Origin of the sequence: Mesorhizobium sp. (assembly GCF_041661565.1) — a bacterium.
Taxonomy (GTDB): Bacteria; Pseudomonadota; Alphaproteobacteria; order Rhizobiales; family Rhizobiaceae; genus Mesorhizobium.
Window position 1 is genome coordinate 1 of sequence record NZ_JBAZUD010000154.1, and the last position, 11,326, is coordinate 11,326.

Genomic DNA, 11,326 nt, shown 5'->3' on the forward strand with positions numbered 1-11,326 from the left:
AGGCCGCCGACCCCGGAATGGGGGGCGATGATCTCGGACGGCACGGTCTATTTCTACAATTGGTGGATCGCGTTCGGGCCCGGCATGGCCATCCTGACAATCGTCCTCGGCTTCAATTTCATCGGCGACGGGCTGCGCGACTATTTCGATCCGAGGTCTTCCAAATGACGGCGGCCGTGATGAATATTGTCCCGGCCGCCAGCGAGCCGCTGCTGCGGGTCCGCGATCTCAAGGTCGGCTTTGCTAGCGCTGGCGGTACATTGGAAGCGGTGCGCGGCATCGACCTGGATGTCTCGCGAGGCGGTGTGCTCGGCATCGTCGGTGAATCCGGATCGGGCAAGTCCCTCAGCATGCTGGCGGCCCTTGGATTGCAGGCGCGCAACGCGGTCGTCAGCGGATCGGTCCATTTCAACAACCAGCAACTTGTCGGCCGTCCGCGCAAGGAGATGCGTAAGCTGCTGGGATCACGGATCGGCATGATCTTCCAGGATCCGCTGTCGTCGCTCAATCCGGTCATGAAAATAGGCGACCAGATCCGGGAGGTGCTTTTCCTGCATGATCGGCGGCTGACCGGCAAAGGCGCCACCGGGCGGGTGATGGACCTGTTGCAGCTCGTCGCCATTCCCCAGCCCGACCGCCGGATCAATCAATATCCGCATGAATTCTCGGGTGGCATGCGCCAGCGCGTCATGATCGCGATGGCGATCGCCAACGATCCGGAACTGCTCGTTGCCGACGAGCCGACGACGGCGCTGGACGTCACGGTCCAGGCGCAGATCATGCGGATGCTGCGGGATCTGAAGGAAAAACTCGGCCTGGCGCTGATCCTCATCACGCACGATCTCGGCGTCGTCGCCGGCCACGCCGACCGTGTGGCCGTCATCTATGCCGGCCAGGTGGTGGAAGAGGCGGAGGTGCATGAACTGTTCGCCAACCCGCGCCACCCCTACACGCGCGGGCTGATCGCCTCGATCCCCAAGCTGGCGGCGAGCGGTTCCAAGCTTTACTCGATTCCCGGCGCGCCGCCGCGGCTCGGCGCCTACCCCGAAGGCTGCGCTTTCCATCCGCGCTGCATCCATGCGCAGGACATCTGCCGGACAACCGCGCCTCCGACGATCGCCTTCGGCCGGCACCGCTCGGCGTGCCACTTCGCCGACAGGCTGCCACCCTGGGATCGCGCCAATGAAGCCGAAAGGCAGGGCCAGAATGGCTGAAGACATCGATCGTTCATCGACCGCGCCGACTGAAAAGTTCGCCCTGTCGGTTAGACATCTCTCAAAGTCCTTTCCCATGATGGGCGGAACCTTCATCCGGCGCGAGGTCGCGCAACTGAGGGCCGTCGATGACGTGTCCTTCGACCTGGAACCGGGCATGACGCTCGGCCTGGTGGGAGAGTCCGGCTGCGGAAAGTCCACGCTCGGACGTTGCCTGCTGCGGCTCATCGAGCCGAGCGCGGGCAGCGTGGAGGTCAACGGCACCGATGTCGTTTCGCTGGACGCGAAGGCCATGCGCGAGATGCGCCGCCATCTGCAACTCGTTTTCCAGGATCCGTACGGGTCGCTGCATCCGCGCATGCGCGTCGCCGACAGCATCGCGGAACCGTTGCGAATAACGTCCATGACGCGTTCCGAGCGGCGCGAGCGGGTCACTGAGATGCTCGACCTAGTCAGCCTTGGCGCGGATTACGGCCGGCGCTACCCGCATCAGCTCTCCGGCGGCCAGCGACAGCGCGTGGTCATCGCCCGCGCCCTGGCCTTGAAGCCCGAAGTGGTTGTGCTCGACGAGCCCGTGTCGGCGCTGGACGTCTCGGTGCAGGCCGGCGTGCTCAATCTCCTCAAGGAAATCCAGGAGAGATTGCGGACCGCCTATGTCTTCGTGGCGCACGACCTGTCGGTGGTGCGCCATATCTCGCACACAGTGGCTGTCATGTATCTCGGCCGCTTCGTCGAAGTGGCGCCGGCGGCCAGCCTCTATGCGCGGCCGTTGCATCCCTATTCGCAGGCCCTGATGTCGGCCGTTCCAGTCGCCGATCCCGATATCGAGCGGGGGCGCAGCCAGATCCTGCTCAAGGGCGATGTGCCGAGCCCGATCAATCCGCCGTCGGGCTGCCCGTTCCGGACCCGTTGCTTCAAGGCGCAGGACATATGCGCCGAGGTCAAGCCGGCGCTGGTGGAGATCGAACCCCGGCATTTTGCCGCGTGCCATTTTCCGCAGCCGATGGCAATCGGCTTTGCGAACTGAACGGTGGATCGATGACCGACACGGCTGAGAACCAGATACACGGCTTCGCCTCGAGTGGATATGAAGCCGTGGCCGACCAGTTCCGCGCCAATTTCCTTGAACGGGGAGATCACGGGGCGGCCTTCGCGGCTGTTGTCGACGGCCGGACCGTGGTCGACCTGTGGGGCGGCTGGGCCGACAGGGCCACTAGCCGTCTTTGGCGCGAAGACACGATCGCCGGGATATTCTCCGGCACCAAGGGTTTCGTCGCGACATGCCTGCTACTGCTTATCGAGCGGGGGCAACTCGACCTGGACAGGCCCGTATGCGCCTACTGGCCCGAATTTGCCGCTGAAGGAAAGGAGCGGATACTCGTTCGGCACCTGGTTTCGCATCAGGCGTGCCTTCCCGGCCTTGCCACTCCGGTATCGGTGGAGGAGGCGACCGACGATGTCCGCATGGCGCGGTTGTTGGCTAGCCAATCGCCGATCCGCGAGCCGGGCACGACATTGTATTATCACGCGCTGACATTCGGCTGGCTTTGCGGCGAGTTGATCCGGCGCATCGATGGCCGCAGCGTTGGCCGGCTTTTCGCGGAAGACGTCGCCCGGCCTCTCGACCTGGATGCGTGGATCGGACTTCCCGGCGAACAGGAACCCCGCGTCGCGGTGCTCGAGCGCGGTCCAGATTATGGGGCGAAACGCAGCGATCTGGAAACGGACCGCGTCGCCTGGTCGATCTGGGACAATCCGCCGAGATCGAGACCGGACCCGCTGCCGCTGAACTCGCGCTCCTGGCGCGCGGCCGAGGTCCCGGGGGGGAACGGCATAGCGTCCGCGCGCGCCGCTGCACGGCTCTACGGATGTTTGTCCCGAGGTGGCGAACTCGAAGGGATACGCATTCTGCGGCCGGAGACCATCGAGCTCGGCTGCACATGTCTTGCGCGTGGGGTCGAGCCATACCTCGACCAGGAACTGGCCTACGGCGTCGGATTTGGGCTGCAGACGAAGGAAGCATTGTTCGGCAATGTCCCGGTGGGATTTGGCCATGACGGCGCCGGCGGTTCCTTGCACGGCGCCTGGCCGGAGCTGAAGACAGGCTTCTCCTACGTGACCAACACGCTTCTGAACTTCGAAGGACACGATCCGAGGTCGGGATCCCTGCTCGCCGCCCTGTCGGCCTGTGTGCAAGGCCGGTAGTGTCTGACGGACAGCCCCGGGGGCCGGCAAACAGCCGCCGGTTTCAGCCCTGCCTGACGGCCTGGACCTGGATTTCGACCTTCAAATCGGGGCGGGCGAGTTTCGATTCCACTGTGGCGCGCACCGGGGCGTGCTCCTTGTCCAGCCAGGCATCCCAGGCCGCGTTCATGCCGGCGAAATCGCCAATGTCGGCCAGCCAGATATTCGCGGTGACGAGATCGCGCTTGGAAGCGCCGGCCTTGGCGAGAAGATCATCGATCTGCGCCAGCACATCCGCCGTCTGCTGGCCGACATCCGCGCCGGCGTTGCGGGCGGTGACGCCCGCCAGATAGACGGTGTCGCCGACCTCGACGATCCGATGGAAACGACCGGTGAAATCCGTGCGCTTGATGGCCAATGCTCTCTCCTGAAATATCCGTCGGTCGGCGCATAGCGCCAACGCGTCTTATGACCCGGCATCAGTCCGGGACGACATGCATCAGCCGTTCTGGAGCACGACCGCCTTGGTCGAGAGATATTCCTCGACATGGTCGATCCCGGATTCGCGTCCGTAGCCGCTCATCTTGTAGCCGCCGAAAGGGATGACCGGATCGAGCACGCCGTAGCAATTCACCCACACGGTGCCGGAGCGGATGCCCTTTGCGACGACATGCCTTGGCCACGTCGCGGGTCCAGACGCCGCTGCCCAGTCCGTAGACGGTCGAGTTCGCGATGCGCAGCGCCTCGCCGACGTCGTCGAACGGGATGGCCGTGACCACCGGTCCGAATATCTCCTCCTGGGCTATCCGCATATCGTGCCTGACATTCTTCATCACCGTCGGCTCAAGGAAATACCCTTGCGCGAGCTCACCGTCGACAAGGCGGTTGCCGCCGGCAACGACCTCGGCGCCTTCGCCGACGCCAATGCCGAGATAGGACTGGACGCGCTCCATCTGCTTGCCCGATACGACCGGGCCGATCTGCGTGTCGGGCTCGATGCCGTTGCCGACCTTGAGCGCCTTGGCGAAATCGGCCACTCTTTCGACGAAACTGTCGTAGATCGACCGTTCGACCAGCAGCCGGGATCCGGCGCTGCAGATCTGGCCGCTGTTGCCGAAGATGCCCATCGCCGTTCCCGCCACCGCCTTTTCCAGGTCGGCGTCGGCGAAGACGATGTCGGGCGATTTGCCGCCGAGTTCCAGCATCAGACGCTTGATGTTGCCCTTGGAGGCTTCGATGATCCGCCGGCCGGTCGCGTCCGATCCCGTGAAGGCAATCTTGTCGACATCCATGTGGCCGGCGAGCGCCGCGCCGGCCACGGTGCCGAGACCGGGGACGACGTTGATGACGCCGGGCGGAACGCCGGCTTCCAGAGCCAGTTCGCCGAGCCGCAGCGCGGTCAGCGGCGCGTCCTCCGCCGGCTTCAGGACCAGGGTGCAGCCGGTGGCGAGGACCGGTCCGATCTTCCAGATCGTGCCCGTCAGCGGCGCGTTCCATGGCGTGATGGCACCGACAACGCCCACCGGCTCCTTCAGAGTGTAGGCGAAAACGTCGCCGGGCAGGGAATTGGGCAGGGTGCGGCCGCCGATCGTCACGCACATCGAGGCATACATGCGCAGCATGCCGATGGCGCGCTGCCGGCGGCCGCGCGTCATGGTGATCGGCATGCCCATGTCGAGCGTGTCGAGCTGGCTGAATTCCTCGAAATGGCGGTCGACGAGGTCGGCGAATTTCAGGATGACTTCCTGGCGCTGGAACGGCGTGAATTTCGACCACGGCCCCTCGAAGGCGCGCCGTGCCGCCGCCACCGCCAGGTCGATGTCGCGCGCGTCGCCCTCGGCGACGGTGGCGAGCAACTCACCCGTCGACGGGTTGTAGGTTCCGAATGTCCGGCCTTCGACGGGCATCACGAACTTCCCGTCGATGATCAGTTTGCGGACGACATCGGTCCGTCCGAGAGTGTGCTGGTTCATGGCAAATGTCCTTCAGGTCCTGCGCGGCGTTGACGTTTCAGGCAAACAGCGCCCGCAGATGGTCGTTGAGAAACATGCCGGCGGGATCCAGCTCCCGGCGCATCTTCTTGAAGGCGTCGTAGCGCGGGTAAAGTTTTTCCAGCCTGGCCTGGGTCATGAAATGATGCTTGCCCCAGTGCGGCCGTCCGCCGTGCCGATCGAAAATGGCGTCGACATCCCTGAGCATCGCCCAGGTCGGCGGTTCCATCGGTCCGGAAACCGAGAGCGCGTAGCCGTCGCGTTCGGCATAAGCGCTGAGATAGGAATCGTCCGCCTTGACCGGTCGGCATTCGACCGGAAACGTAAAGTCCTGGTGCTTGTTGAGGAACAGGTGGCGGACCTCGTCGAAGGTCGCCTCGAAATCCTCGAACGGCACCGCATATTCGATCTCGCGGAAGTTCGGCTCGTAAAGGTTCGGGAAGATCACCGAGGAATGGTCGAATTCTGAACCGGGTTCGGGGGCGGGGGCAGGTTCATCGACCGGCACGGCGTTGTAGCTGCGCATATGGCAGATGTCATGGTCGCGGCTGGCCAGGTTGGGAACGCCGCTGGGCAGGACGAACAGGTCGGCGGATTCGCGCCTTGGCAACCAGAAGAACCAGAACGTCCTGTTGTCCTGCAGCCGCTGATGAAGCCCGTCGAGGCAATCCTCGATGTCGGCGTTCCAGGAGCGTTTGAGGAGGTTGTAGGACGGCACTGCCTGCAGCGTGATTGAGACCACGACGCCGAACATGCCGATCGAGGCCCGAAACGCCTTGAACAACTCGCCGTCGGCCTCGGCCGAAAGGTCCAGAAAGCTGCCGTCGGCGGTGACGATGCGCGCGGCGATCATCTGCATCGACATGCATGGCAAGGTTATTCCAGCGCCATGGGTGGCCGTCATGATCGCGCCGCAGACGGATTGCGTGTCGATGTCGCCCTGGTTGTTGAGCGACATGCCCTGCGTTCTCAAATAGCGGCTCAGTTCGCCGACGCTGATGCCCGGCTGCACGGTGACGCGCATCAGCTCCCTGTCGACAGACAGGACCTCATTGAAGGCGCGGAAGTCGATATGAACACCCGGCGTCGGCACGGCGGGCGTGTTGGCGTGCCCCCTGCCGGAGGAACGGACGGGCAATCCAAGTCGCGCCGCCGCAAGGACGGCCTGGCGCACATCCTCTTCGCTGCGAGGCAGGACCGTGTTGGCGGGCACGAAATAGTGCTCGCCGAACCAGTTCCACCACAGCTTGCCCGGCTCCAGGACGTCCGTTTCGGCTTGTCGCATGCTCGTCTCCGATCCTTGTTGCGTCAGGCGCTGAGCTTGACGCGGCTGCTTTCCAGCTCGGCATTGACCGCCGGCATCACCTGCGTGGCAAGAAGCTCCATGGATTTGTGCATCACGGCCTTGTCCTTGCAATCATGCGCCGTCATCAACAGCGTGCCGAAAGGCCCGACCTCGTCGCGCAGTTCGAGGATCTTGCGGGTCACGGTCTCGACGCTGCCGCAGATGACAAAGCTGTCGCGCACCTTTTCGTAGGTGATGTCGGCCTCGGCCGTGTCGGGCGTCGGCGCCAGCAGTTTGGCGGCCCCCAGCCGCTGATAGACGGTGAACATGTAGTCGTAATACCAGTCATAGGCGCCGTTCGGGGTCTTCACATAGGCTTCGGCCGCTTCGTCGGTGTCGGCGACAAAGATCGAGCGCGCCACGCGCCACTGGTTTCCGTCCGGCTTCTTGCCGAGCTTCTTCAACTCGTCGGCATAGGTGTCCCAATGGGTCTTCACCACCCAGGAGGCGACGAAGTTCGCGGAAATCGGCATCATGCCGCGCTGCGCGGCGATGCGTATGGAATTGGAGTTGGGGCTGCTGACCGACAGCGCGAGCGGCGGGTGCGGCAGCTGATAGGGCTTGCCGAAGGAGCCGACGCCGAGATCGGGCCAGACATTGTCCTTCAGCGTGACGTTCCAATACTTGCCCTTGATCTCGTAAGGCGCGCTGCCGGCCCAGATCTGCTGGATGATGTCGAGCGAATCCATCATCATTTCGGGGCGGTTCGCGTCGGGCATGCCGAAGGCCTCGAAGTCGGATCCCAGGGCGCCGGTGCCGACACCGAGGATGAGCCTGCCCTCGGTCAGATGGTCGAGCAAGGCAACATGCGAGGCGGCCATGACCGGGTGATAGAGCGGCAAGGGCAGAACCCCGGTGCCGAGCTTGATGGTCTTCGTCTTGCTTGCAATGAAAGCGAGGAACGTGATGGGCGACGAGATCTGCTCGATTTCGCACGTATAGTGTTCGCCGACCCAGCACTCCTCGAAACCGAGTTTTTCGGCCAGCACGACCGACTCCACATCCTCCATCAAGGTCGTGTGGTAATCACGGTTCATATTATGCATCGGCATCATGAAAAACGCGAGTTTCATCGCAATCTCCTTACTCGTTTCAAGTGAGGAGGGCTGAGCAAGGCCCGTGCCAGTGTGGCTGACAGGGCGCGCGCGGCGGATTTCCGTGCAATCGGCAGGGTCTTCGCGCCATGTTCCCGGTGGACCGTCTCGCGGCAGCGAAACTCGTCTCATTTCTGATGCCGCGCGGCGGCTCCCCGCAGGCCTTGGCAGGCAGCGATTGCAGCGCGTTTGAGCCAAGGCGTCCGCTGCCTATCTTGACGGCAGATTTCAAAGCTGCATAGTTTGTGAACATATGAGCGAAGTTGCGTCCACTTTGACGCGCGAAAAATGCTCGGCTAACTTGAATCTTCGTATCGTGCTTTTCGAAGACCGATCCTGATTTTCGGACCGATGCGTTAGAGAGGACAGGCTCCGCATGGACACATTGGGCCGTGTAGTCGCGCAGTCAACGGCGATCGGCAGATTGGCCAGCCTCGACAGTTCCTGGCAGCGCTGCCAGGAACGCTATCACTTCGACCCCAATGCGGACCCACGCCTGTCCTCGCTGAGCGACCGCGAGGTCGTGGAGCTTTGCGAGCCGTTCGACCCCAGCCTGGAAACCATCAAGAACGAGCTGGAGTTCGTGCAGTCGACTTTGCGCGGTTCGAATTTCTGCGCCAGCTTTTCCAACATGGCCGGTATCATCCTGCGCTACCGCGGCGATTCCCAGAACGACGAGGATCTGAAGCTCGAGCGACCCGGCACGATCTGGGCGGAGGGCGCGGTCGGCACGAATGGCGTGGGAACCTGCATCATCGAGCGACGGCCGGTGATGGTGCTGGGCCGGCATCATTATTTCCGCGCCTACTCTTCGGTCTCCTGCGTCGCCGCGCCGGTGATGTCGGCCGACGCGGAAATGATCGGCGTTCTCAATGTTGCGACGGGCGATCCGCGCATCACCTCCGACACGTTCGCGCTGGCCGCCGACCTGACGATGAACACGGCCGAACGGCTGAGCAACCAGCTCTTTCTCAATCACTTCCCCGGCAGCTCGATCCTGAAGATCCGCGGCGACGGCTCGACCGTCCTGCTGGCCCTGGACGAAGAGCAGCGCATCGTCGGCGCCAACAGGCAGGCGCGCCATGTGTTCGGATCGATCGCCGAGCGCCTCAACCGGGCGACGCTGTGGGAGTTGTTCCAGGGCACGCCGGAAGCGCGCGACAGCATCACGCGGGACGGCAGGCAGCTTGGCCTGAGGCGGATCGATTCCGAGGCGCTGTACGAAGCGGAAGTCATCACGCCGAGGCCGGTGCCGGGCAGGCGCGCGATCGCCAAACCGGCGCAACCCGCCGCCCGTCCCGGCGCCGAACCCGCGATCGAAATCGCGCCTTCCCAGGGACCCACGATCGAACAGTGCCTTGGATCGCATCCTCGCCTGACGGTTCTTTCCAGGCTGTTGCGGCGCGTTTCCGGCAGTGGTTTGCCGATACTCCTGCTTGGCGAGACCGGTGTCGGCAAGGACACGTTGGCCGGTGCGCTGCATCGCGAAAGCGATCGCTGCGACAAGCCGCTGGTCGCCTTCAATTGCGCGGCCATTCCAGAGACGCTGATCGACAGCGAATTGTTCGGCTATGGCGCCGGCGCCTTCACGGGAGCCAAGCGCGAAGGCAATGTCGGCCGCCTCAAGCAGGCCGATGGCGGCACGCTGTTCCTCGATGAAATCGGAGACATGCCGCTGTCCCTGCAGACGCGTCTGCTCAGGGTGCTGGAAACCGGAGAAGTCAGCCCGCTCGGCTCGGCCAAGACGCAGATGGTCGACATCAACATCATCGCCGCAACCAACAACGACCTTTCGACCGCCGTCGCCGAAGGCCGCTTCCGGCGCGACCTCTATTATCGCCTGGCGGGCGTGGTCGTGGACATGCAGCCGCTTCGGGAGCGAAAGGACATTCTCGACATCGCCCTTCGCCTGCTCGCATCCGACAGGACCGGTCCCGCCGTCCAACTCAGCGACGGGGTGATCGCCGCCCTCCAGACCTATGCCTGGCCCGGCAATATCCGCGAGATGCGCTACGTCCTGCAGCGGGCGCGCCGTGTCTGCGAGGATGGCGTCATCGAGGTCGACGATCTCCTGCTTGCCGACTTTGCGTCGCCGGGACCGGGCGCCGCGGAAGTACAAGCCCCGGCGTCGCATCCCCGCCAGGCCCTGCAGGATGCCGAACGGCGGATGATCGTGTCGACGCTGGGCAGGCTGGACAGCGATGTGAGCCGGACCGCCGAGGCGCTCGACATGAGCCGGGCCACGCTCTACCGCAAGATGCGCGCGCATGGCATCGTCGCCCAGAAGGTCGTGCGCGGTTGAGACCGGCGTCCGGCCGCCGAAACGCGGCGGCTGACTTTCCGCAGGATTGACGCTCGCGTCAGGCTGGCACGTGACTTGCCTTGCTCCTTTCAACCCACCGGACGTGCCGGCTTGCCGGCGCACCGCCCGCGTGGGTCTGAAGGAGACCGACATGCCTGATCCAATCGAATTCAAACTGGCCGAGTTCAAGCTGGCCATGCGCCGCCTGGCCGCCGGCGTCTCAATCGTCACCACCATCGACGGCGAACAGCCGCATGGCTTTGCCGCGACGTCGGTTACGTCCGTTTCAGCCGATCCGTCGCCCTTGCTGCTGGTGTGCGTCAACAAATCAGTCTCCTGCCACGATCTGATGCTGGCTTCCGGCCGGTTCTGCGTGAACGTCCTCGCCGAATCCGACATGGAAACGGCGCGGCTGTTCAGTTCGTCCAAGGACCGCCATCGCCGGTTCGAACTGTGCAAATGGGAGACCTTGTCGACCGGCGCGCCGGCGCTGACCGGAGCCTTGGCGAGCTTCGACTGCCGCATCCACCGCGCGATGGAAGTGCAGACGCATACGGTGGTTTTCGGCGAAGTGGTGGAAACCCGGCTGATCGACGACGACCTTCATCCGCTCGTCTACATCGATGGACGTTTCGGCGGGCTCCGCTGCCCGCCGACCGCGGGAGCAACCCCATGAGCGAGGCGAGGGGCGCCGCCGGCCCCAAGACCCATGTGGCGGTGATCGGCGGCGGCGTGATCGGCGTCTGCTCGGCCAGTTGGCTGCTGCGCGAAGGCTTCGCCGTGACCATCGTCGAGCCGGGCGAAATCGCCGGCGGTTCCTCGTTCGGCAATGCCGGCTGCTTCAATCCATCATCGGTCGTGCCGATGTCGATGCCGGGCAACCTGGCCAAGGTGCCGGGCTGGCTGCTCGATCCGCTCGGACCGTTGTCGATCCGATGGCCCTATCTGCCCAGCATCGCGCCGTGGCTGCTGCGGTTCCTGCAAGCGGGCTCGCGCGAGCGGGTCGAGAAGCAGGCGGCAGCACTCGCCGGTCTGCTGCGGGATTCGCCGGGCGCCTACCGGCCGCTGGTGGAGAATGCGGGGGCCCTCGACCTGCTGCGGCGCGATGGCCATCTCATGGTCTATCCGACGCGCGCGGACTTCGAGGCCGACGCATTCGCCTGGCAATTGCGGGAAAGGAACGGCATCGAATACAC

General features: G+C 64.3%; 9 protein-coding genes and 2 pseudogenes. 7 read left to right on the plus strand and 4 right to left on the minus strand.

The genetic code is table 11. The features are described 5' to 3' along the window. The 4 genes and pseudogenes from WC739_RS21555 to WC739_RS21570 all read left to right on the plus strand — a co-directional run. Positions 1-168, plus strand: a pseudogene (locus tag WC739_RS21555) (ABC transporter permease); the annotation flags it as partial. Positions 169-176: 8 nt separating this feature from the next. Next, the gene (locus WC739_RS21560; RefSeq protein WP_372955024.1) at positions 177-1,214 is read left to right on the plus strand and encodes an ABC transporter ATP-binding protein; all 1,038 of its coding nucleotides are present in this window, start codon (positions 177-179) and stop codon (positions 1,212-1,214) included. After that, positions 1,207-2,241: an ABC transporter ATP-binding protein gene (locus tag WC739_RS21565; protein ID WP_372955025.1), complete on the plus strand. Its 1,035-nt coding sequence runs from the start codon at positions 1,207-1,209 to the stop codon at positions 2,239-2,241. Before WC739_RS21560 ends, WC739_RS21565 begins: the two co-directional genes overlap by 8 nt. An 11-nt stretch (positions 2,242-2,252) precedes the next feature. Further along, a complete protein-coding gene (locus WC739_RS21570; RefSeq protein ID WP_372955026.1) occupies positions 2,253-3,419 on the plus strand; it encodes a serine hydrolase domain-containing protein in 1,167 nt (388 codons plus the stop codon). A gap of 43 nt (positions 3,420-3,462) precedes the next feature. Here WC739_RS21570 and WC739_RS21575 read toward each other — a convergent pair whose 3' ends face one another. From WC739_RS21575 to WC739_RS21590, 4 genes and pseudogenes are all read right to left on the minus strand, one after another. Continuing rightward, positions 3,463-3,816, minus strand: a complete 354-nt coding sequence (locus tag WC739_RS21575) for a RidA family protein (RefSeq protein WP_372955027.1) — start codon at positions 3,814-3,816, stop codon at positions 3,463-3,465. An 81-nt stretch (positions 3,817-3,897) separates the two neighbouring features. Further along, a pseudogene (locus WC739_RS21580) lies at positions 3,898-5,371 on the minus strand (aldehyde dehydrogenase). Between the two features lie 37 nt (positions 5,372-5,408). Continuing rightward, positions 5,409-6,674, minus strand: coding sequence for a D-arabinono-1,4-lactone oxidase (locus WC739_RS21585; protein WP_372955028.1), 1,266 nt, complete (start codon positions 6,672-6,674; stop codon positions 5,409-5,411). 23 nt (positions 6,675-6,697) lie between these two features. Continuing rightward, positions 6,698-7,807 carry an LLM class flavin-dependent oxidoreductase gene (locus tag WC739_RS21590; RefSeq protein WP_372955029.1) on the minus strand — a complete coding sequence of 370 codons (1,110 nt, stop codon included), beginning with the start codon at positions 7,805-7,807 and terminating at the stop codon, positions 6,698-6,700. 397 nt (positions 7,808-8,204) lie between these two features. Here WC739_RS21590 and WC739_RS21595 point away from each other — a divergent pair, with 397 nt between their 5' ends. The 3 genes from WC739_RS21595 to WC739_RS21605 form a co-directional block, all read left to right on the plus strand. Next, positions 8,205-10,130, plus strand: coding sequence for a sigma-54-dependent Fis family transcriptional regulator (locus WC739_RS21595; protein WP_372955030.1), 1,926 nt, complete (start codon positions 8,205-8,207; stop codon positions 10,128-10,130). 151 nt (positions 10,131-10,281) lie between these two features. Beyond that, positions 10,282-10,806 (plus strand): flavin reductase family protein, encoded by a 525-nt coding sequence (locus WC739_RS21600; RefSeq protein ID WP_372955031.1) that lies wholly within the window; start codon positions 10,282-10,284, stop codon positions 10,804-10,806. Beyond that, the coding region (locus WC739_RS21605; RefSeq protein WP_372955032.1) for an FAD-dependent oxidoreductase at positions 10,803-11,326 on the plus strand (524 nt) is incomplete at its 3' end. The genes WC739_RS21600 and WC739_RS21605, both read left to right, overlap by 4 nt.

Excerpts from the sequence above, each read along its gene's own strand:
- WC739_RS21585 (WP_372955028.1), bottom strand. The coding sequence starts at position 6,674 with ATGCGACAAGCCGAAACGGACGTCCTGGAGCCGGGCAAGCTGTGGTGG.
- WC739_RS21595 (WP_372955030.1), top strand. The coding sequence starts at position 8,205 with ATGGACACATTGGGCCGTGTAGTCGCGCAGTCAACGGCGATCGGCAGA.
- WC739_RS21600 (WP_372955031.1), top strand. The coding sequence starts at position 10,282 with ATGCCTGATCCAATCGAATTCAAACTGGCCGAGTTCAAGCTGGCCATG.
- WC739_RS21590 (WP_372955029.1), bottom strand. The coding sequence starts at position 7,807 with ATGAAACTCGCGTTTTTCATGATGCCGATGCATAATATGAACCGTGAT.
- WC739_RS21570 (WP_372955026.1), top strand. The coding sequence starts at position 2,253 with ATGACCGACACGGCTGAGAACCAGATACACGGCTTCGCCTCGAGTGGA.
- WC739_RS21565 (WP_372955025.1), top strand. The coding sequence starts at position 1,207 with ATGGCTGAAGACATCGATCGTTCATCGACCGCGCCGACTGAAAAGTTC.